The 23,245-nt window shown below is 36.9% G+C and carries 12 protein-coding genes, 1 pseudogene and 1 CRISPR repeat array; of the genes and pseudogenes, 7 read left to right on the top strand and 6 right to left on the bottom strand.

Going from position 1 to position 23,245, the window contains the following annotated elements:
* Positions 1 to 8: 8 nt before the first annotated feature.
* The 3 genes and pseudogenes from ACS127_RS08665 to ACS127_RS08655 all read right to left on the bottom strand — a co-directional run bounded on the left by ACS127_RS08665 (position 9) and on the right by ACS127_RS08655 (position 3,022).
* A pseudogene (locus tag ACS127_RS08665) lies at positions 9 to 424 on the bottom strand (hypothetical protein).
* A 1,141-nt stretch (positions 425 to 1,565) separates the two neighbouring features.
* Complete coding sequence (locus tag ACS127_RS08660; protein ID WP_440898019.1) at positions 1,566 to 2,294, bottom strand: nucleotidyltransferase family protein; 729 nt, start codon at positions 2,292 to 2,294, stop codon at positions 1,566 to 1,568.
* 365 nt (positions 2,295 to 2,659) lie between these two features.
* Entirely contained in the window at positions 2,660 to 3,022 is a 363-nt protein-coding gene (locus tag ACS127_RS08655) for a hypothetical protein (protein WP_440898018.1), read from the bottom strand.
* Positions 3,023 to 3,709: 687 nt separating this feature from the next.
* Here ACS127_RS08655 and cas3 point away from each other — a divergent pair.
* The 7 genes from cas3 (at position 3,710) to cas2 (ending at position 12,100) form a co-directional block, all read left to right on the top strand.
* A complete protein-coding gene (cas3, locus tag ACS127_RS08650; RefSeq protein WP_440898017.1) occupies positions 3,710 to 6,112 on the top strand; it encodes a CRISPR-associated helicase Cas3' in 2,403 nt (800 codons plus the stop codon).
* Positions 6,113 to 6,641: 529 nt separating this feature from the next.
* The gene (gene cas5c / locus ACS127_RS08645; protein WP_440898016.1) at positions 6,642 to 7,352 is read left to right on the top strand and encodes a type I-C CRISPR-associated protein Cas5c; all 711 of its coding nucleotides are present in this window, start codon (positions 6,642 to 6,644) and stop codon (positions 7,350 to 7,352) included.
* Between the two features lies 1 nt (position 7,353).
* Entirely contained in the window at positions 7,354 to 9,300 is a 1,947-nt protein-coding gene (gene cas8c / locus ACS127_RS08640) for a type I-C CRISPR-associated protein Cas8c/Csd1 (RefSeq protein WP_440898015.1), read from the top strand.
* A complete protein-coding gene (gene cas7c, locus ACS127_RS08635) occupies positions 9,275 to 10,126 on the top strand; it encodes a type I-C CRISPR-associated protein Cas7/Csd2 (RefSeq protein WP_440898014.1) in 852 nt (283 codons plus the stop codon). The genes cas8c and cas7c overlap by 26 nt, the downstream gene beginning before the upstream one ends.
* Before the next feature lie 2 nt (positions 10,127 to 10,128).
* Positions 10,129 to 10,773: a CRISPR-associated protein Cas4 gene (gene cas4 / locus ACS127_RS08630; RefSeq protein ID WP_440898013.1), complete on the top strand. Its 645-nt coding sequence runs from the start codon at positions 10,129 to 10,131 to the stop codon at positions 10,771 to 10,773.
* A complete protein-coding gene (gene cas1c / locus ACS127_RS08625; RefSeq protein WP_440898011.1) occupies positions 10,770 to 11,801 on the top strand; it encodes a type I-C CRISPR-associated endonuclease Cas1c in 1,032 nt (343 codons plus the stop codon). The genes cas4 and cas1c overlap by 4 nt, the downstream gene beginning before the upstream one ends.
* Before the next feature lie 8 nt (positions 11,802 to 11,809).
* Entirely contained in the window at positions 11,810 to 12,100 is a 291-nt protein-coding gene (cas2, locus tag ACS127_RS08620) for a CRISPR-associated endonuclease Cas2 (RefSeq protein ID WP_440898010.1), read from the top strand.
* A 172-nt stretch (positions 12,101 to 12,272) separates the two neighbouring features.
* Positions 12,273 to 19,762: direct repeats of the CRISPR family, unit length 32 nt; unit sequence ATCGCATCCTTTATGGGTGCGTGGATTGAAAT.
* 396 nt (positions 19,763 to 20,158) lie between these two features.
* Here the strand turns inward: cas2 and istB are convergent.
* The 3 genes from istB to ACS127_RS08605 all read right to left on the bottom strand — a co-directional run bounded on the left by istB (position 20,159) and on the right by ACS127_RS08605 (position 23,214).
* Positions 20,159 to 20,923 carry an IS21-like element helper ATPase IstB gene (gene istB / locus ACS127_RS08615; RefSeq protein WP_337020333.1) on the bottom strand — a complete coding sequence of 255 codons (765 nt, stop codon included), beginning with the start codon at positions 20,921 to 20,923 and terminating at the stop codon, positions 20,159 to 20,161.
* On the bottom strand, positions 20,920 to 22,488 hold the full coding sequence (istA, locus tag ACS127_RS08610; RefSeq protein WP_440898111.1) for an IS21 family transposase: 1,569 nt from the start codon (positions 22,486 to 22,488) through the stop codon (positions 20,920 to 20,922). Before istA ends, istB begins: the two co-directional genes overlap by 4 nt.
* A gap of 306 nt (positions 22,489 to 22,794) precedes the next feature.
* Positions 22,795 to 23,214, bottom strand: a complete 420-nt coding sequence (locus ACS127_RS08605) for a steroid Delta-isomerase (RefSeq protein WP_440898009.1) — start codon at positions 23,212 to 23,214, stop codon at positions 22,795 to 22,797.
* Positions 23,215 to 23,245 lie beyond the last annotated feature (31 nt).

Here is a 23,245-nt window from a genome sequence, read left to right as displayed (position 1 = left end):
GTATATTTTTATAGTATTTCTTGCTGTTCTATTGATAGATGATTCGTTGTAACAATATTGCCTTCTGATAATTCCCCTACATTAGCGAAAAATATCTCATCAAACTTGGACGAATCCGCTACAACATAAGTGGCCAATGATTGATCTAGTGTCACACGCTTAACACTTGCTTCATCCAGATCTAGCGTTGTTAACCCTTGTATAACATGAATACCGTTATCCCTAAGAAACATTTATCAAAACGATATTCCTGAACCACTTCAACTGCCTTTACACCTGTAATAGCTGCTGTTTCTTGCTTTACTTTAACCGAAATGACATAGCTTTCAATATCATGTTCAATTAATAATTGAATATACGGAATACCATTGATGACAACAGACTTATAAGGGAGGGACCATCTCTTATAAAGATAATCCTGCATCTAAATAAATCGAGTCCTCTGCTTCAATAAATGAAACAGTTCTTTTAGCAATTGCTTCCTTTTGTCAGTTTTTCAATAAAAATGGGATCATCACATTTTTATTCATTCACGAAACATCACCATCAACGTCTTTGACATATTCCTTATCCTCTAGTTCTAATAAACCCTGCAAGCTGTCGACTTCAAAAAATTTGTCAGCTCACATATGTCTTTCTCCTTCACGACTGCTTACTCTTTCACCAAAGATAAACTCAGCTATTGCCTCTCAATCGTTAGCATTGCGACCATCCTCTACACCACTTATTAAGAACCCTAGAAGGCTAGTTCCCGCACAGATATCATAATTTTTGCAGTTAGTATAGAAGCTTTATGTGGAGCGAGTAACTGCACTAAAGAAAATAGCGAAGTAACCAATCTTTAAAAGATTATCAACTTAGCATTCTACTTAAACCTCCCTCCACATCCATTTAGAGCATCGAAACCACCACATCCATGTCCATATCGTCAAGAAGCCTTAGCTTTACTTATCCTAACCTTTCCAATACTACAAGAATAAGTGATTTACAATCCTAGGACCTTGTACGTGTGGGAAGAATCATATTTCAGCAGGACGTTTAGCTCTTCCTCTAATCGAATAACACCACTCTATTTACCCTGCTGTTTATAAGAGCACTAGATGTTTGTCGAGTGAATTAACCGTTTACATAAAGTATATTATCAAAAACGGTCATTGTCAATCAAAATCATTCAAAAACAATCAATGCATTTAGATTATATTTATCAAAATTGGGATATATTTCATTTCTGTTTATAGCTATATGAAAACATAGCTCAAATTACCGAAGATCAAATAAATAGCCCACACCAAAGTGTGGACTATTTCAGATTTATGTAATATTTATTTGTACACGATCAGTAATTGTTTCTAATCTAATTATATCTTGTTAAAGGATTTTTCAGCATAGGCTCCACTTCTCTCTCGAATTCTTCATGCAGAACCTTACATAAAATAACCGCTCTATAATTTTTAAAAAGTACCCTTGCACTATAAGATGTTATGAACACCAAACTCAATTCACGATCAAATTGATTTTTTTGCTTCACATTTTAAGAAAATCTTCATGACCTGATCCTTTGTACCTTAAAACAGTTTTTGTGCTTTACGATAACTTTCAATAGTCCCTATATCATACCTCAAACCTTCAAATTTATAAGCATAGACCGCTTTATGACCTATTAACCACGGGATAAAGTGGCCTGGTGCATCTGGATTATTTCCTTGATCAAGATATTGAGCAATTAAAGGCAATGTCTCACTTTGATAAATATAAAAGGGTGGGCCTGCTAAATTTGATTTCGGCTTTTCGGGTTTTTCCTCAAATGAAGTCACTAAAAAATTGCGGTCTACTTCAACGACACCAGTTTTCTGAAGTTCGTTGAAATCATTTAATTCATGAACTGTTATACAATCGGATTTCATGTCTTGATAAAAATCTACAAAATCTTTCAAATTAAAATCAAACAAATTATCCCCTGCTAAAACCATGATGTCTTCTTCTATCTTTTGCTTCTTGATCACATATTGAATATCAGCAATCGCTCCTAAACGATTGTCATTACTTGTCGTATGATCGTTTATGACTGTAGCGATTTTATTCCCTTGATACAATTGACTCCATTCAGAAAAGCTTTTAGCGAATTTTTCATTAGTCACAATAAAAACCTGGTCAATAACCGATACTCGCTCAAGCTTCTCCATGATATGATCTAAAATTGGCTTTCCTGAAAGCTCTAGTAATGGTTTTGCTTTATTTTTCGTTAACGGATAGAGTCGAGTTGCGTAGCCAGCAGCAAGTATAATCGCCTTCATTATATAATCCCCTCTTCATTTTTTAAAAAATGATCTATTCCCTTCACACCAACAACTTCTATCGTGTTATTGATGGGACAAAAATGTATTTTGTAAACACTTTGGTCGTTTGAATGTTGCTTTTAATCTATCATTGTTTTCTAAAAGAAAATGATGCAACTTCTGCCCGCTTCAACAAAAACGGAAGGCATTTAATCTAATCTTTCGATATTTAATCAGAAAAAATCCCCTTATATAATAGATTTACACAACCGCTGTGCTCATTTATTGTACAGGAGATGGAGATAAACACGAGTCGAGAGGACGGTAGCTTCGGGGCAATTCATAAAAACATTTGAACTTGAACAATTCTACTGATTCCTACCTCAAAGGTTCACTCTACTTTTAAATTTAAAAATATCCTCATCATGCTGTAATACTTTACTTCCTAAATAATCTAACCGTTCACGTGTATCTGTTATTTCACCCTTCATGTAAGTCATATCTTCTCTCACTGCAGTTAACTTCGCATCAGCTTCTTCTTGCCTATCAAGGACAACTTTAATTAATTGTGTGTTTTCATTTATTTGTGTATGCATCAATCGTTGTTCAACTTTTAACTCTTGCTGCCCATTTTTAAGCTCATTCACTTCACCTTTGAGTCCACTGACTTCGCTCTTGAGTCCGTCAACGTTACTTTTAAGTCCTTTTACTTCATTTAAAACCTCTTTGAGTAGTTGGTCACTCATGATTACGCTCCTTTCTAAATTTTTATCACAGATAACCGTCCGTAAAACTCGGGGCAACACGACGTTGGTCACACAAGCGTTTTCGCAAATGTTTTCGGTGGGACGAGTAACCGCAGTCCCAGGACGCGAAGACGTTAGCTTGTGTTCCTTAACAATCAGTGGGAGGTAGATGGGAACGCAGATTAAAACCGTCACATCCTGTGACAACATCTGCATGACCTACATCGTGTAGGCCTAAAACTCCCACTAATTGAAGTTTCGTTTTATTTAACTGGTTAATTAATATAATAAAATATAGGAAATTTATCCAAAATAGATTTCCTATGATAGTTTTCATTAAACTAATATAGTTTTCTGACCGAATCTTTCTGCCTATAGTTTATCATTCAATATCGCTTCCTACAAGCTGTACTTAGTCCCTATTGAATTTCTAAAAACATCTTATTGGTCCTTTATTTGGATGGAAATTCAATTTTAATCAATTAATTTTTTAAAATTACCGATCTTTGTACAAGAAAAATATCTTTATTGGGCTAACTAATTTATCAGCATGCGTAATAAACTTGCTAGAATGATTTTTATAAGAGAATCTCAATAACTTCTATTTTCACCAAATTTTTATAATTTTCAACACATCTCAGCAAAATTTGTGGTAAAATTAGACTATAGGAAAAAGGAGGGATATGCATGGTTTATATTGCCCATATTCGCGAATTAGATAAAAAAATTCAGTACTTAAAAATACACTTATTAGAAACTAGACAACTAGCTGAAAAGTTTGGTGCTAAACTAGGGTTAAAATATGTAGCAGGTTTATGTGGACTTTTACATGATATTGGAAAATATAGTCCGAAGTTTCAGACATACATATATGAAGCTGTTTTTCAACCAGATACTACTACCTATAAACGCGGTGAAGTAGATCATTCTACAGCAGGCGGAAAACTAATCTTCGAACTTTTACACCAAGATAACAACTCTTCTCATGAAAAATTACTTGCTGAAATAGTAAGTAACGTAATTATATCACATCACAGTAACCTTAAAGACTATCTTTCAACAGAAAAAGACTCACCTTTTCTATTTAGAGTGCTTGAAAAAGATATCCCAGAATATGAACTTGTGAAAGAAAACTTTTTCAAAGATACCCTTTCTTTAACGGAGCTTCAATTATATATTCAAAAAGCAGTTGAAGAAATCGCACAATTACCACCAAGCTATGAAACCTTTGTATTTATCACAAAATACATATTTAGTTGTCTAATTGATGCTGATCGAACCAATACAAGAGATTTTGAAAGAGGTACGACAAGTAAAGAAACAGAAGAACATTCAACTCTTTTCACTGAATACTACCAATCACTCATGCACCATTTAGATAATCTTAAAAAGAATGGAGAGCAAACTCCTATTAACCAATTGCGAGAAGAGATGTCTGAGCAGTGTGAGAAATTCGCTTCTAAACCTTCTGGCATTTATACCTTGTCCATCCCTACTGGAGGTGGAAAAACTTTAGCTAGTTTCCGCTATGCTTTAAAGCACAGCTTAGCCTATCAAAAACAAAAAATTATTTATATCGTGCCTTATACAACCATTATCGAACAAAACGCTAATGAAATTAGAAATATCCTAGATGATGATGAGCATATTTTAGAACACCATTCCAATGTCATTGAAGATGATCAAGTAATCGATGAATTTGACGTGTTAGATGACGGATACATTGATACAAAGCAAAAACTGCAATTAGCAAAGGACAGCTGGGATAGCCCAATTATCTTTACCACCCTGGTGCAATTCCTAAATGTCTTTTATGCCAAAGGAAATCGCAATACAAGAAGGCTGCATAACCTAGCCGATTCTGTCATTATTTTTGATGAAGTGCAAAAGGTGCCGATCAAATGTATTTCTCTGTTCAATGAAGCCGTTAATTTTTTGAAAAATCAAGCTCAGTCTAGTATTCTGCTTTGCACTGCTACACAGCCAACTTTAGAGCAAGTTCCCAACCCCATTAATAAAAATAGTAGCGGGGAAATTGTCCAAAATCTTGATCAAATTGCTGAGGCATTTAAGCGAGTAGATATAATAGATAAAACAGATGAACCTTTAACAAACCAAGAGATAGCTGTTTGGATTCAAAATGATCTCGATCAATTAGGGTCTACCTTAATTATTTTAAATACCAAACCTGTCGTCAAGGAATTATATGAACAACTAAAAGAGGTAAATATTCCAGTTTATCACCTGAGCACCTCTATGTGTGCCGCTCATCGAAAGGAAAGTTTGAAAACCATTCGAGCACACTTGGAACAACAAGAACCCTTTGTTTGTGTCACCACGCAACTCATTGAAGCTGGCGTAGATGTTAGTTTTGATTGTGTGATTCGTTCTGCTGCTGGTCTTGATTCGATTGCTCAAGCTGCGGGGAGATGTAATCGCCACGGTAGGTATAAAACAAAACCTGTCTATATCATTGAGCATCAGCAAGAAAAATTGTCTCGATTGAAAGAAATTAAAACTGGAAAGGAAGCTTCTCATGCACTACTTGCCAGATACAAGAAAAAACCAGAAAGATACAATTATAGTTTATTATCTCAAAAAGCAATGAGAGAATACTTTGTTAACTTCTATAGCAAAAGTGAAGGCAATTTAAGGTTTTTTGTTTCTGAAATCCAAGCCAATCTTACCGATATTTTATTAGAAAAAAGAGATGAAGAAATACGGTCTTATCAGTCGACAAGCTATAATCCATACCCATTATTTCTAAGGACTGGCTTTGATACCGTAGCAAGGCACTTTCATGTTATTGAGAATCAGACAACATCTATTCTTGTATCTTATGGAAAAGGGAAAGGCATTATTGCTGACTTAAATAGTAATCAATCGATTGATGAACTATCTATTTTATTAAAATCAGCACAACAGTATTCGATTCAAGTCTATCCACAAGTCTTTCAACACTTGATAAGTGAACAGGCACTTGTCTCCCATTTTGATGGGCTGATTTATGAATTAAAAGCAGGATTCTATGATGAAGAGTATGGCATTGACTTGCAAGGAAATAGTCAGTTAAATGATTTGTTTTTTTAAATATCGCTAGCTGGTTTCTATTATAAGAAACCAGCCATTCAATATTACACATCATAATATTACCTTTTCAATCCGCGTATCTATATAAAGATACGAACTGGAAACGAACTCACATTCTTAAATTTTCCGTTTCCTCTTTCTATATTACATGCTAGCTAATAAAATATCAAAATAATATTTTAATAAAATATTTCGGTAAAATTATATTATGTGCAATATAAAAAATGATTGACTACCACAAAAGAAAGCGCTATTATATATATAAAGCTTTTATTTTTATAATATAGGAGGTGTTACTATTAATGTTTCTTCTCTTGAAAAGAATTAACAGAATAGAAAAAAGAATACTAGAACTAGAAACGCAATTAAAACAACTACGTAGGATCGTTTGGAAGAAGACTTAAGTGGTATCAAGGGCGCTGATTAGGGCTCTCACTAATCAGCACATCCCTTTTTCTATATAAATAAAAGAATTCATTTAGAAAGGAGGAAGTATTGATATGATCAATCACATATCAATCACAAAATCATGCGAAATCAAATTGAATTTGAAGTATTTGGAGACTATGCCTTATTTACCGATCCACTTACCAAATTAGGTGGGGAAAAACTTTCTTATCACACGCCAACTTACCAGGCCATAAAAGGCATTACTGAGTCTATTTATTGGAAACCAACGATTCTTTTTTATATTGATGAAATTCGAATTATGAATCAAATTCAAATGGAATCTAAAGGGATTCGGCCGATTGAATATGGCGGAGGCAATACACTTGCTAACTATACCTACTTAAAAAATGTCCATTATCAAGTACGAGCCCATTTTATATTTAACGAACATCGTCCAGATTTAGCACATGACCGTATCGAAGGAAAACATTATAGTATCCTGCAACGTTCCTTAAAAGCTGGAGGAAGACGAGATATTTTCTTAGGTACAAGAGAATGTCAAGGATATGTAGAACCTTGTAAATTTGGTAGTGGTAAAGGTGACTATGACGAGATTCCTGAATATCATCTAGGAACCATGGTACATGGATTTAACTATCCAGATGAAACAGGAAAAGATGAACTTTCTGTCCGTTTGTTTAGACCTGTTATGAAAAATGGGATTATACACTTTCCTAGACCAGAGGAATGCACGATTGTACGAGAAATCAAAGAAATGAAACCAAAAGAATTCAATGCAAGCAATACACAAGCTGTAGAAGAATTGCTCCAACAACTAGGAGGTGAATAATTTGAGTTGGCTACTACAATTATATAAAACATATCAAAGAAATGAACAGACTGTTGGAAAAATGGAAAAAAAGTATGAAAATCGTGAATTCACACTTCTCCCTGTGGCACACACAACACAAAATGCCCATATTGAAGTTGAAATTGATGAAGACGGGAATTTTTCTTCTGCTCACGTATTAGAAAAAGTCAATACACTTATTCCAACAACAGATGACTCAGCGAGTCGTTCTGGTTCAAAAGTAGCACCCTATCCCCTTCATGACAAGTTAATGTATATAGCTGGGGACTTTGAAAAATATGGTGGAAAAATTAAAAAACAGGAGACAACTCCATACCAAGTATATATCAGCAACTTAGAGAAATGGATGAACTCACCATACAGAAACGAAAGAGTGCACCTAATTTATCAATACTTAAAAAAAGGAACACTGATTGAGGATCTTGTTAACGACAAAAAATTAATAACTGATAATAACAACCTACTTATTAGTAAATGGAAACAAGATTATGAGAAAGAACTTGGTGAAAAACCAGACATCTTTTCAAGTGGTGCAACTGACCAATTCAGTGTATTCGTCCGATTTACCACCTATTCTCCAAATGGTGTTCCTATATGGAGGGATAAAGAAGTCTACAATGCTTTCTCCAAATTTTATGAGCATCAAATGAAAGAATCAAAAGAACCTGATACTTGTTTTGTAACAGGTGAACAAGCACTAACAACAGAACGACATGCAAATAAAATTCGACATGCAGCTGATAAAGCAAAGCTTATTTCTTCTAATGATACAAGAGGCTTTACCTATCGAGGTCGATTTAAAGATAGTCAAGAGGTGGCAAGTATTAGTTATGAAGTCTCTCAAAAAGCCCATAATGCACTCAAGTGGCTGATTCATCGCCAAGGAAAAACCATTGATAATCGGGTATTCCTCGTATGGGGAATTGCTGGAGATACTAAATCTACCTCTGGATCAGCTGAATTAGCAGCCCCAGACCCGATGGAAGATTCCTTTAATTTTTTCAAAGATACAGTTGCTAAAAAGGAATTTGCCCCTGATACGGATCGACCTTTTGCGAGACAATTTAAACAGGCAATTGACGGATATAGACATAATCTCACCTCAAGTAGTAGTATCAACGTGCTTATATTAGACTCTGCAACAACTGGAAGATTAGCGGTCCTCTACTATCGACATTTGAATAAGGAACTCTATTTACAGCGAATAGAAGACTGGCATGAAAACTGCGCTTGGGAACATCGCTACCGAAAATTAAATGATCAGTATGTTTCGTTCTATGGTGCACCAGCCACAAAGGATATTGCCTTTGCTGCATATGGACCAAGAGCGAATGAAAAAATAATCAAAGGTCTGATGGAACGTATACTTCCTTGCATCATAGACAAACGAAATATCCCACGAGATATTTTAAAAAGTGCATTACAACGCAGTTCCAATCCTGTTTCTATGGAAAGGTGGGAATGGGAAAAAACCTTGAGCATTACATGTGCATTAACACGTAAAGCATTACTGGAGAAAGAGGAGGAATGGAATGTGGCTTTAAATGAGGAAACAAATGACCGAAGTTATCTATTTGGTAGATTATTAGCTGTAGCAGATGTATTGGAAAGAAGTGCTCTAGATAAAGATGAAAAAAGAGCAACAAATGCGATACGCTATATGAATTCATTTTCTAAACAACCCGCAAGAACTTGGCTTACGCTACAAAATAGTTTACAACCCTACCAAGCTAAGCTTGGAACAAGAGCTACTTATTATACAAAATTAATCGATGAAATAGCGGACAAATTTAAAGAAGACGATTTTAATAATTCTCCATTGACCGAAAAATACTTATTAGGTTTATACAGTCAAAGAAAGACATTATATACCAAGAAGGAAAAAGAAGGAGCTGGAAATAATGACAGTATTAAACAAGAAAATTGATTTTGCAGTCGTATTATCTGTAACAAATGCAAATCCAAACGGTGATCCATTAAACGGAAATAGACCACGACAAAATTATGATGGGCACGGAGAAATCTCTGATGTTGCAATTAAACGCAAAATTAGAAATCGCCTGCAAGATGCCGGTGAATCAATCTTTGTTCAATCAGATGATCGTAATAATGATGGTTTTAAAAGTTTAAAAGATCGAGCTGATGCTGACGAAACGCTAAAAAAATTATTAAAAGCAAAAAATTCCTCGGGAGACCTATTTGCACAAATTGCTTGTGAAAAGTGGATTGATGTACGAAGTTTTGGTCAAGTTTTTGCATTTAAAGGATCAGCATTGTCTGTAGGTGTTCGCGGTCCTGTTTCGATTCATACAGCAACATCTGTCAGCCCGATCGATATCGTGAGCACACAGATTACTAAAAGCGTCAATTCAGTAACTGGAGAAAAAAGAAGTTCTGATACTATGGGAATGAAACATCGTATTAATCATGGACTATATATCTTTAAAGGTAGTATTAATCCTCAATTAGCGGAAAAAACAGGTTTTACTTTTGAAGATGCAGAAAAAATAAAGCAAGCACTTATTACACTATTTGAAAATGATAGTTCTTCTGCAAGACCTGATGGAAGCATGGAAGTAAATCATGTCTATTGGTGGGAACATCATTCTAAGCTAGGGCAACATTCTTCTGCTAAGGTACATCGCTCCTTGTCAGTCAAGGCTATAGCAGATAATCCTAAATCCTATGAAGATTATGAGATTATCTTAAATGACTTAGATGGACTGGAAGTAGAAGCTATCGTAGGTCAGTAGAAATGGATAATTATTTACTTCTATCTGGTTTACAACACTTCTTATTCTGCAAAAGACAATGGGCATTGATCCATATTGAACAGCAGTGGGAAGAAAATGTAAAAACAGCTGAAGGACGACACATACATGAAAAAGCAGACTCTCCATTTATTAAAGAAAAGCGTGGAGATAAAATAATCGTACGCGCCATGCCTATCCACTCGTACACACTAAAATTAAGCGGTGTGTGCGACGTGGTGGAGTATAAACAAAATCGTGATGGTATTAGTCTTTCTGGTCATGAGGGAACATTCGATATCTATCCCGTAGAATATAAAAGAGGAAAACCTAAAAAAGGAAAAGAAGATATTGTCCAACTTGTTGCACAAGCAATTTGTTTAGAGGAAATGCACCTTTACAGCATTGATAAAGGCTTTCTTTTTTATCATGAAATACGGAAACGTGTACAAATAGATATTACACCCGAGTTAAAGGTATATGTACAAGATTTAGCGAAAGAAATGCACCATTACTTTCAAAAACAGCACACACCAAAGGTCAAAACAGGACCGCATTGTCGTAGTTGTTCATTAAAAAATATTTGCTTGCCAGAATTAATGAATAAAATCTCTGTTCAACAATACATAGAAAGGAAATTGGATGAATGAGAAAATTACTAAATACTTTATTTGTAACGCAGCCAGACATCTATTTATCGTTGGATGGAGATAATATTGTTTTAATCAAAGAAAAGGAGAAACTTGGACGCGTGCCTCTTCACAACCTAGAAAGTGTTGTTAGCTTTGGTTATACAGGAGCAAGCCCAGCCTTAATGGGATACTGTGCAGATAATAATATTAGCATGATATTTTTAACGAAAAACGGTCGTTACTTAGCTAGAGTTTCTGGTATCAGCAGGGGAAATGTTTATCTTCGGAAGGCTCAATACAGATTATCAGATGATCTAGCTACCTCATCTTCAATTGCTAGAAATTTTATTTTAGGGAAATTATTTAATCAACGGTGGATGTTAGAAAGAGCAAAACGAAATTACCCCATGCGAATTGATTCTGAACAAATCAATAATATCTCCAATAAATTAACAAAAATAATGAATGAAGTGAAACAATGTACTGATTTAGAACGGCTACGGGGATTGGAGGGTCAAGCCGCAACTTACTATAATGAAGGATTTAATCTAATGATTTTGCAACAAAAAGAGGAGTTTCATTTTTATAATCGCTCTAGAAGACCTCCTAAAGATAAAATAAATGCATTACTTTCATTTGCTTATACCTTACTAGCTAATGATACAGCAGCCGCTTTGGAAACAGTTGGTTTAGATGCCTATGTTGGATTTATGCACAGAGACCGTCCTGGTAGAGTCTCTTTAGCTTTAGATGTTATGGAAGAATTACGCGGAATTGTCGCAGATCGTTTCGTTATTGCTCTGATCAATAGAAAGGAAATTTCTCCATCAGATTTTGTTGAAAAGGAAAATGGAAGTGTTATACTGACAGATGAAGCTAGAAAGAACTTTTTACAAAAGTGGCAACAACGAAAGCAAGAATCACTTACCCATCCTTTCTTAGGCGAAAAAATTTCATGGGGCTTAGTTCCATACACTCAAGCCTTGCTACTTGCTCGTTTTATACGTGGCGACCTAGATCAATATCCACCATTTTTATGGAAGTAGGTGTTTTGATGCTAATTGTAGTTACATATGATGTCAGCACTTCTAGTTCTGGAGGAGAGAGAAGATTACGAAAGGTCGCAAAAATCTGTCAAAATTATGGTCAAAGAGTCCAAAACTCTGTATTTGAATGTATTATTGACAGCACACAATTTATCGAGTTTAAAAATAAACTTCTAAGCCAAATCGACTTGAAAAAAGATAGTATTAGATTTTACCGTTTAGGTAACAACCACAAATCAAAAGTAGAACATTTCGGGGTAAAAGAAGTACTCGATTTAGAAGAACCCCTCATATTTTGACCATGGTGCTAACCCTAAGCAAACATCAAATACTAGTGAGGTTAGCACCTCCCTAAAACAAAGGCTTTTCAAAGATTTTTATTCTATTTTTTATAAATTTTTTAATAAGAAATTTAGGTTAGCACTTTATAAGCTTTTAAACCTTGATATTAAAGGGATTGTGAAGTGCGCTATCGCATCCTTTATGGGTGCGTGGATTGAAATGTGCAGGTTTCGTCAACGATAATCTGATAACCTATCGCATCCTTTATGGGTGCGTGGATTGAAATGTTTATTGCGTCATTTTCGCGGATGAACATTTAACATCGCATCCTTTATGGGTGCGTGGATTGAAATACGGGAACAATCGGCTGGAAAAGGTCGATTAAAAATCGCATCCTTTATGGGTGCGTGGATTGAAATCTTCGCAAGCGGGAATCCCACCAGTGATTTTACCATCGCATCCTTTATGGGTGCGTGGATTGAAATGTGATAGCGGGAGCATTGAGCAAGATGCAGACGTATCGCATCCTTTATGGGTGCGTGGATTGAAATACCTCCCACAAACAGCATTTAAACGAGCGTAGTTTATCGCATCCTTTATGGGTGCGTGGATTGAAATTTTAGTGATACCTAATTCATTTGCCCATTTGCTCATCGCATCCTTTATGGGTGCGTGGATTGAAATTTGAGCCACGTAGTGCGATTTTCCCGAACCTGCTCCGATCGCATCCTTTATGGGTGCGTGGATTGAAATAATATTTGGATCATATGCCCACTTTAAACGGTATATCGCATCCTTTATGGGTGCGTGGATTGAAATTCCAAATTAAATAGCTAAATCAATAAAATCCCCACATCGCATCCTTTATGGGTGCGTGGATTGAAATTTTTATTGATTGGATAGATCAATTAATAGATGAAATCGCATCCTTTATGGGTGCGTGGATTGAAATAGACACAATCAACCGATTTTTTGTGATCAATCATATCGCATCCTTTATGGGTGCGTGGATTGAAATTTCTATTCTGTTCCATCCTCGTTTCTAAAACTCATCGCATCCTTTATGGGTGCGTGGATTGAAATAAAAACGGATTTTTGTGTGCGTTTGAGGGCGAGTATCGCATCCTTTATGGGTGCGTGGATTGAAATATCAAGGACGATAGCATTAAATTTTCTTAGGTCATCGCATCCTTTATGGGTGCGTGGATTGAAATATATCTGATTTCCTGTATGCGATCAGGAATCAGATGATCGCATCCTTTATGGGTGCGTGGATTGAAATTTTTGGTGTTGATCAGACCTAATACCTGAATTATATCGCATCCTTTATGGGTGCGTGGATTGAAATAAACGTTCAAAGGGTACACATTAGTTATGATATTATCGCATCCTTTATGGGTGCGTGGATTGAAATAGACTTTGGAACTTCATGGACATTTGGTGAAAACTATCGCATCCTTTATGGGTGCGTGGATTGAAATTCTGCCGTTGATAGTTTGATATAATCCTTGTTGATCGCATCCTTTATGGGTGCGTGGATTGAAATCAAGCGGGAGTGGAAGGTAAGCTACCGGAAGTAAATCGCATCCTTTATGGGTGCGTGGATTGAAATAATTTAGATTTATCAGTAAGTGAAAAGGTCTACGATCGCATCCTTTATGGGTGCGTGGATTGAAATAAGCAATTAGACGTTGTTGGAGATTCGGACAAGAAATCGCATCCTTTATGGGTGCGTGGATTGAAATTTTGGTCACCCAATCTACCGAGGTGATACCTTTATCGCATCCTTTATGGGTGCGTGGATTGAAATACCTAACTTATAGAATAAATTTAATAGATTTTGAAATCGCATCCTTTATGGGTGCGTGGATTGAAATTATATCATATAAAAAACGCTGACACGCCCACTTGATCGCATCCTTTATGGGTGCGTGGATTGAAATAGCTTTTTACGAGGGGGCAGAGCAATGAATGAAATCGCATCCTTTATGGGTGCGTGGATTGAAATCTCCATAGTTTCGATATATTTTTAATCCATGATCATCGCATCCTTTATGGGTGCGTGGATTGAAATTACTTGAATATCCCCAAGTTTTATTAATATCAAATCGCATCCTTTATGGGTGCGTGGATTGAAATATGCCGTTTTAAGATATTACAGATAGCCACACCTTCATCGCATCCTTTATGGGTGCGTGGATTGAAATTCAACACCTTATATTTAGAGTGTGGGCTGAAAAATCGCATCCTTTATGGGTGCGTGGATTGAAATAAGCGTCATTCCAGACACTTTACTTTTGCCAGTGATCGCATCCTTTATGGGTGCGTGGATTGAAATCCACCAACGATAGCGGATCTTCGGGAAAACACGATCGCATCCTTTATGGGTGCGTGGATTGAAATACAAGAGATGACGGCTACCCAACACACCCAAAAATCGCATCCTTTATGGGTGCGTGGATTGAAATTAAAATCACCACTTAAAACAATTCCCACAGCATATCGCATCCTTTATGGGTGCGTGGATTGAAATAACGTCTGTTTTTAAAGATAATAAATCGTACATATCGCATCCTTTATGGGTGCGTGGATTGAAATACCATTCTTATTATCACCATCTACATACCACTGAATCGCATCCTTTATGGGTGCGTGGATTGAAATTTCGGTTTAACCTTTATCCTGCTTTGGAAATTAAATCGCATCCTTTATGGGTGCGTGGATTGAAATTGATGTACTCTTTTGCGTTTTTAGCTATATCTGCAATCGCATCCTTTATGGGTGCGTGGATTGAAATAAAACGATATGGAAGCATGTTATAGCATACCGCAATCGCATCCTTTATGGGTGCGTGGATTGAAATTTTATATCCCTTAAAGGTTTCCCCACCATATAACATCGCATCCTTTATGGGTGCGTGGATTGAAATCCTCTGAATCGTCTTTAAAGCTAAAATCTATTTATCGCATCCTTTATGGGTGCGTGGATTGAAATCGTTATTGCCTCTACTTCGATTGGTAGACCTGCACTATCGCATCCTTTATGGGTGCGTGGATTGAAATTAAGGCTTCTTATTCGACTGCCAACGAACTCGCTATCGCATCCTTTATGGGTGCGTGGATTGAAATTGTTTTTAGACACAGCAAAAGAAATTGCAATGGTATCGCATCCTTTATGGGTGCGTGGATTGAAATTTTGGTGATATTTAGTTCTTTTGCCCACTTGCTTGATCGCATCCTTTATGGGTGCGTGGATTGAAATTGTTATTCCGTCAACTTCAATTGGTAAGCCTGCATCGCATCCTTTATGGGTGCGTGGATTGAAATAAGCACGAGGAGGTTGAGTAATGGAACTTTTGAGATCGCATCCTTTATGGGTGCGTGGATTGAAATAAAATTAACTCAGGAAAATTATCAATTAAGAAAAATCGCATCCTTTATGGGTGCGTGGATTGAAATCAGAAAAAGCGATCCCATTAGTTGTGCAAATGCATGATCGCATCCTTTATGGGTGCGTGGATTGAAATCGCCTGCTTTATTAACTATTGCTTTTAATTGCCATCGCATCCTTTATGGGTGCGTGGATTGAAATCAATCATTAGCCAAACAAGAATTGGCAACAAAAATCGCATCCTTTATGGGTGCGTGGATTGAAATCGCCTTGCGAAAGTCACCATCACCTAACGCAAGATCGCATCCTTTATGGGTGCGTGGATTGAAATATATTCTTTTGGTGTAATATAAAAACTCATATTTATCGCATCCTTTATGGGTGCGTGGATTGAAATTGCATCTAAATGTCCGATTATAAGTTGCGCTTGGGAATCGCATCCTTTATGGGTGCGTGGATTGAAATCCTTTTGTATATCGACTAATCGTATACTGCCACGATCGCATCCTTTATGGGTGCGTGGATTGAAATCATCATTATAATTTATGTTATCAATTGTTATCCCTGATCGCATCCTTTATGGGTGCGTGGATTGAAATGTTTCCATCAGATAGGTTAATAAAGTTGTCTGCATCGCATCCTTTATGGGTGCGTGGATTGAAATGTTAAAATTTATGTTAATCTCTGCGCCTAAATCATCGCATCCTTTATGGGTGCGTGGATTGAAATACCTCACTTCAGCGGATTATTGTAGGTAAAGTATATCGCATCCTTTATGGGTGCGTGGATTGAAATGGAACAGAGCGACAGTCACATAGACCGCAGTTGCCATCGCATCCTTTATGGGTGCGTGGATTGAAATAGGGGTAACCAAACTGGATACACCTAGAGGAAAATCGCATCCTTTATGGGTGCGTGGATTGAAATAAGTGTGGCAACTCTTTATTTTTATTAAGAAATATCGCATCCTTTATGGGTGCGTGGATTGAAATTGTTTTCAAACCATGAGCATTTGCAATTCTACCATCGCATCCTTTATGGGTGCGTGGATTGAAATAGAAGTTGGAAAGATTGAAAAAGATGGTGAAAACAAATCGCATCCTTTATGGGTGCGTGGATTGAAATGGAACAGAGCGACAGTCACATAGACCGCAGTTGCCATCGCATCCTTTATGGGTGCGTGGATTGAAATCCCTGGTTCGGGACCAGGGTTAGGCGCAAATTTAAATCGCATCCTTTATGGGTGCGTGGATTGAAATAGAAATAGGAATCATTTCAACTTTAGAACCGTAGTATCGCATCCTTTATGGGTGCGTGGATTGAAATAACTCCGCCACCAACAGCGGCGATATATTCGCCGCGATCGCATCCTTTATGGGTGCGTGGATTGAAATACTCCCGAACTAAGGGAGTACGGATTGAAAAAAATCGCATCCTTTATGGGTGCGTGGATTGAAATTTGCAGCAAGATACGAGAAAAAGATTTATTATTATCGCATCCTTTATGGGTGCGTGGATTGAAATAATTTTTAATTCTTTTGTCTTTAAAAACTGTTCATCGCATCCTTTATGGGTGCGTGGATTGAAATATTACATACTCGGGCATTTCTAGCTTGCGGATTGATCGCATCCTTTATGGGTGCGTGGATTGAAATATGACACAATTGGCAAACTGACAAGCCATTTGTGATCGCATCCTTTATGGGTGCGTGGATTGAAATAACTGCAGCAACAGCTTGATATCCATCTTCAAAATCGCATCCTTTATGGGTGCGTGGATTGAAATACGTTGTGTAAAATAGTGACTGTTTATAAATGTGTATCGCATCCTTTATGGGTGCGTGGATTGAAATGTTATGTTATATGACGCTGTTTTTTCTGCCACAAGATCGCATCCTTTATGGGTGCGTGGATTGAAATTTTGGTCACCCAATCTACCGAGGTGATACCTTTATCGCATCCTTTATGGGTGCGTGGATTGAAATACTAATACAATTGTGTGTTTTTTATAACTATCGTATCGCATCCTTTATGGGTGCGTGGATTGAAATATTTTTGATTTATTAGAAGAAAAAGAAGGTATTAATCGCATCCTTTATGGGTGCGTGGATTGAAATTTTGATAAGGCTTGGTTCAGTTAAGATGATCCCGATCGCATCCTTTATGGGTGCGTGGATTGAAATGTAGTATTGATAAAAAGGTTTTAGAAACCTTTAATCGCATCCTTTATGGGTGCGTGGATTGAAATATATGACCACTCAAAAAGTTTGAGCGCAACAGTAGATCGCATCCTTTATGGGTGCGTGGATTGAAATAGCAATGCCTACCCAGAAATATGGGGACGAGCAAAATCGCATCCTTTATGGGTGCGTGGATTGAAATAGAGTTTCTTAAAAGCACCAACCAGTCCATCATTATCGCATCCTTTATGGGTGCGTGGATTGAAATAAAACGCAAATGGTGCTTATGTGACAAATTTGCATCGCATCCTTTATGGGTGCGTGGATTGAAATCAAAGTTTATTAGCTCAATATGCTGCTGAAAAGCATCGCATCCTTTATGGGTGCGTGGATTGAAATACGACCGCAATCCACCTTGCCAAGACCACCTGAATCGCATCCTTTATGGGTGCGTGGATTGAAATTGCCAGCCACCAATAAAACCGTAGACAGATAACATCGCATCCTTTATGGGTGCGTGGATTGAAATCTCAATACTTGCCCCACTATTCCACTGCTTTGTGATCGCATCCTTTATGGGTGCGTGGATTGAAATATATTGACATGATATGAATTTTCGTATATATTTATCGCATCCTTTATGGGTGCGTGGATTGAAATGAAAACTATCAACCTACTAACTCAGATCAGGAAAATCGCATCCTTTATGGGTGCGTGGATTGAAATAGCTTTTTATGAGGGGGCAGAGCAATGAATGAATTATCGCATCCTTTATGGGTGCGTGGATTGAAATAAATGCGGAAGGCTATGCACGATATCATGTTGAATCGCATCCTTTATGGGTGCGTGGATTGAAATAAAGAGATCTATTTTATCAGAAACGATACAGATGATCGCATCCTTTATGGGTGCGTGGATTGAAATACAGGATGGAGGACGTGAAGGGGCGGTCATCTATATCGCATCCTTTATGGGTGCGTGGATTGAAATGTAAATCTGAATCTGATTTGATTAACGAAGGGTATCGCATCCTTTATGGGTGCGTGGATTGAAATGTCGGACGAAACAAGAAAGATTGTGGATCAACTAAGATCGCATCCTTTATGGGTGCGTGGATTGAAATGAAAGGTGTGCTTGAGGAAGGCTATAAAGAGGCAATCGCATCCTTTATGGGTGCGTGGATTGAAATACTTCGGTCACGTCCTCTACATTTGGCATTTTCATCGCATCCTTTATGGGTGCGTGGATTGAAATTGTTAACGGGAATGGAAGTTTTAACTTGTCAGATCGCATCCTTTATGGGTGCGTGGATTGAAATTAAAAGTGTCTTAAAAAGACACGAAATGAGGTGATCGCATCCTTTATGGGTGCGTGGATTGAAATTTGCATGGTAAGTGCCTCCTTTCTCAGGTTTAAAATCGCATCCTTTATGGGTGCGTGGATTGAAATAAAACGACCTAAATGTATAGTCTTTCCGGACAAATCGCATCCTTTATGGGTGCGTGGATTGAAATTTGTACGATTCGTTTTGACGAAAAGCCAGAAGTATCGCATCCTTTATGGGTGCGTGGATTGAAATTCTAATGGTTGTCATTTCTGCCAGCTTTGGCAGATCGCATCCTTTATGGGTGCGTGGATTGAAATTTTTCTAGCAAATTCAGCTAGTTTTAGGGCAAAAGCATCGCATCCTTTATGGGTGCGTGGATTGAAATACTTCATTCCCGCATGCGCATTCGCACTTATATATCGCATCCTTTATGGGTGCGTGGATTGAAATGACATACCTTATTCCCTTGATCCGGCTTGGTTGAGATCGCATCCTTTATGGGTGCGTGGATTGAAATGGTAAAGATTTATCGACGATTAAGCGTTCGGAGATCGCATCCTTTATGGGTGCGTGGATTGAAATTAAACGAAGGGAGGGGATTTTAATTGGAAAAAATAGATCGCATCCTTTATGGGTGCGTGGATTGAAATTTGATCGGCTTGATAAACAGCAAGAATACATAAATCGCATCCTTTATGGGTGCGTGGATTGAAATCTCTCATTGTAAAGGCGACAGATGGCGATACAGAAATCACATCCTTTATAGGTATGTAGGTTGAAATCTTTGTCCCTTCTTTTTCTAATGAAAGACTATATGTAGCGTACCTTATGCGGTATATGAATTAGAATCTGTATTGACCATAATCAACCATTACTTTAATCGTTTGTTCTCTATAATCGGATTGGTGATTTTCGGTAATGGTGGATTGTTAGTCAAATTCGGGCTCCATACCTGTTTAATTTTTTGTAGTCTAATCTATACCCTCAAAATCAAAAGAGCACCTCATCATTTTATAAGGTGCCCTGCAAAAGGTGGTAAAATTTATCCACCGTACTCAAATATATCGAAAAGAGGTAAGTAAGTGGGATCTGAATCGTGAAACAATGGACTCAAAGTGCATATTTAGTTTTTGATGAGGTGGTGTGACCGTCAAGTAAAAAGACACAATTTATGCTCATTAATTTGAAACACTTTCTTGCCCAAATATGGTCGATCTATGTTTCATTCGATAACTATCTTCATTTAGATGAATGATTTCAACTCGGTGTAGAATTCTATCTAATATAGCTGTTGTAATTGCTTGGTCACCTAATAGCTCTCCCCACTCTTTAGGTGCTTTATTTGAAGTTAAAATGATGGATGATTGATTGTATAAATCATTAATCAAGTGGAAGAACATATTAGCTTCCTGTGAATCCATCGCCATAAACATCAAATCATCAATAATAACTAAGTCTGCATCTCTTATTCTTTTCATTCTCGTCTGTGATTTTCGAGTAATTTCTTCCGTTTTTAATACATGAATAAGGTCTCCCATCGTAGTAAAGATAACCTTGTAACCTTGGTTTAACGCTTCGATTCCTAATCCAATTGATATGTGAGTTTTCCCACTACCTGGTGGTCCTAATAGAATGATATTGTGTAACTGTTCTATCCAAGTTAAATCCTTCAACCTATTCAAATGTTTATTGCTTAATGATTTCTGTTCTTTTATATTGAATTCCTCTAATGTCTTTTGGAACGGAAATGTAGCCCATTTAAATCGTTTTTCTAACTGCTTTTCTTCTCTGCGAGTTTGTTCATATTTTACTACATCTAGGAGGAACTGAGTAAAGGAGGAATCCTTTTGCTCAGCCTCTCTAATTAATGCAGGAAGGTGATTTGCTGTTTCTGTTAAACGTAGAGTTCTCATCAATTCTTGTAATTGATTTAACTGGCTCATACTGGATCACCTTCCAATATGACAGTATAGGCATTCACTTCTCGTTTTTGAGCTTCTGTTTCCATAACCCAAGCTGAAACTCCTTTTACTCGTGTTACATTCTTAGCGGTATCATTTGGTGTATCTTCCATTTGTCGATGTCGTTTTAAATAGGCAACGACATCGCTAAAATCTGTGGCACCATAAAGATTCCTCTTTATACACTCTTTCAATGCTGTTGATAGAATTTCTTTGTTATTTGTTTTTGTCTCTTTTATTATCATTTGGAGTTGATCCCTAATATATCGAGGGTACTTCCCTTTTACTGCTTGTAGATAATCATAAGCCATCTCACTGTCATTAAAATGCTCGGCAACTGTATTCATAAATGCATCAATACCCTTTGTTCTATCACGGCTATGTTTTCTATCTTTAATCAATAACCCTTTCTCGTCAGGGATCGTATGCTTTGCTATGATTTCACCTGTTTCAGGGCTATAAATGATTAATTCTCTTTCCTCCGTTTCCTTAATGCAGACCGTTTCGTACTTGCCAAACGTCCCCAATGGTAGAGTATAACGGTTAGATAAATATCGAATGGTATTGTCCTTATGGACACATCTTGATATACTATTTTCATAGTTATATTTTATATCTATATTTTTGGTGACTGGTCTTAAGTGTTGTCTTTCCAGGGAAAATACTTCGACCGGTCTCTTTTTTGTTGTATGGTGAATTTTATAGTTTCCAGTTCTATGAAGCCATTCCCACCCTTGTTCATTCCAAGAATCAATGTTATGAAAAACTCGATGTTTAGCGAAATTATGTTTAATAAATCCAACTACATTTTCAATTTTTCCTTTGCTCTCTGGATCCGCCTTGCGGCAAACACGAAGGTTTAGATTCCTAGATTCTTTATATTGTTGGAACTCTTGTGTTAAAATTAAATCCCCACCATTCTCACTGACAACGATTAAACTATCTTGGTCATATACCAATTCACCTGGAATTCCTCCATACCACTTAAATGCATTTTCATGTGCTTTAATGACATCTTGGGTAGTAAATGGCCTATCCAACCATTCCATATATTTATATCTAGAATTAGATAGTACAAATGCTATAAAGTTTAATTTTACTTCCTTACTGTCTGCTGCCTTCTGTTTCGTATGACCAAAATCAACTTGTATTTGCTCACCCATAGGTGAATCGAGAATAGCCTCATAAATTCGTGGTGAAGTTTCCTTTCTTATTTTATATTCCTCTCGAAGTTCTCTAACATAGGAGCGAACCGTACTTTCACCTACTTCTAAATCTTCGTATCTTTCTTTTAGCCAATCTTCTACTTGTGCCGCAGACATATCTGGATGTTCTCTTAGCCAGGATAAAATTAGTTCTTTATAAGGATCTAATTTCTTACTTCTGGTTTGAATGGAATCAACCCACTTAGACATATCCGAAGGATTCTTTTTTAGATAACGATGAACGGTTGATCTTGAGATTCCTAGTTTTTCAGCTACCTTTGTCTTACTAAAACCCTTTTTAATTAATTGATGTATTTCCATATACATTTCCCACTTATCCACCTTTACGTCCTCCACTGTTCTGTATGTTTTGATATAAACATTGTACAATGGAAGTTCTTATTATTAATATTTTTGTGTAAATAAGTGTGTCTTTTTATCTAGCAAAAACTGTCTACTCTAGTTTAGCAGTCACAGGTGGACCCCACATGGATATTGGTGGACCTCTTTATGGAAAATAATCAGCCATATCCAAAGTTGATAATCAAAATGAATAACCTCCTGTTTATTTGTCTTAAGACAAGTATACAAGAGGTCGATAAGCTAATTATAGATACTTGTTATTAAACGAAGACGATTACAACTGAACTAAAGCTGTTGCATATCGTCCGGTCCCCAAAAGGCTTGCATGGTCACAATTTTACCGTTTGTGTCAAAGGTCATTACATCGGTGACATCGATACGAATTGATTGGCCTTCCGCTTTGGAGTGAACGGCAAAGGTAATCGATGCTGCATTACTGAAGGAACCGCGGGGTGGTACTAATAATTCAAGTTGAGCTCCTCCTAGCAAGCTTTGTTGATAAAATTCTTCAATTTCTTGACGCCCTACCTTTGGTGGTTGACCAACGGGATCCTCCACTTTTGCTTCGTCAGCGAACAGCGCCATCAAACGCTTAAGGTCACCTTTATTAAAAGCATCTACATATTCTTGTAACTTAGTTTTCATAACTGAACTATCCATTACAACGATCTCTCCTTTAACTTTAATGTGTGGTTCTCCACCCATGTGTTTTAATTAGAGTGAATAATGTATATGT

It is taken from the genome of Amphibacillus sp. Q70 (assembly GCF_052055485.1).
In the GTDB taxonomy this organism is placed as follows: domain Bacteria; phylum Bacillota; class Bacilli; order Bacillales; family Amphibacillaceae; genus Amphibacillus.
Note: the sequence above shows the minus strand (reverse complement) of the source record. Positions and strands in the feature narration are given on the sequence as shown.

Bases quoted from the DNA above. Each gene is read 5' to 3' on its own strand.
- cas2 (WP_440898010.1), top strand. From the start codon at position 11,810: ATGCTAATTGTAGTTACATATGATGTCAGCACTTCTAGTTCTGGAGGA.
- cas4 (WP_440898013.1), top strand. From the start codon at position 10,129: ATGGATAATTATTTACTTCTATCTGGTTTACAACACTTCTTATTCTGC.
- ACS127_RS08660 (WP_440898019.1), bottom strand. From the start codon at position 2,294: ATGAAGGCGATTATACTTGCTGCTGGCTACGCAACTCGACTCTATCCG.
- cas5c (WP_440898016.1), top strand. From the start codon at position 6,642: ATGCGAAATCAAATTGAATTTGAAGTATTTGGAGACTATGCCTTATTT.
- cas1c (WP_440898011.1), top strand. From the start codon at position 10,770: ATGAGAAAATTACTAAATACTTTATTTGTAACGCAGCCAGACATCTAT.
- cas3 (WP_440898017.1), top strand. From the start codon at position 3,710: ATGGTTTATATTGCCCATATTCGCGAATTAGATAAAAAAATTCAGTAC.
- ACS127_RS08605 (WP_440898009.1), bottom strand. From the start codon at position 23,214: ATGGGTGGAGAACCACACATTAAAGTTAAAGGAGAGATCGTTGTAATG.
- ACS127_RS08655 (WP_440898018.1), bottom strand. From the start codon at position 3,022: ATGAGTGACCAACTACTCAAAGAGGTTTTAAATGAAGTAAAAGGACTT.
- istB (WP_337020333.1), bottom strand. From the start codon at position 20,923: ATGAGCCAGTTAAATCAATTACAAGAATTGATGAGAACTCTACGTTTA.
- cas7c (WP_440898014.1), top strand. From the start codon at position 9,275: ATGACAGTATTAAACAAGAAAATTGATTTTGCAGTCGTATTATCTGTA.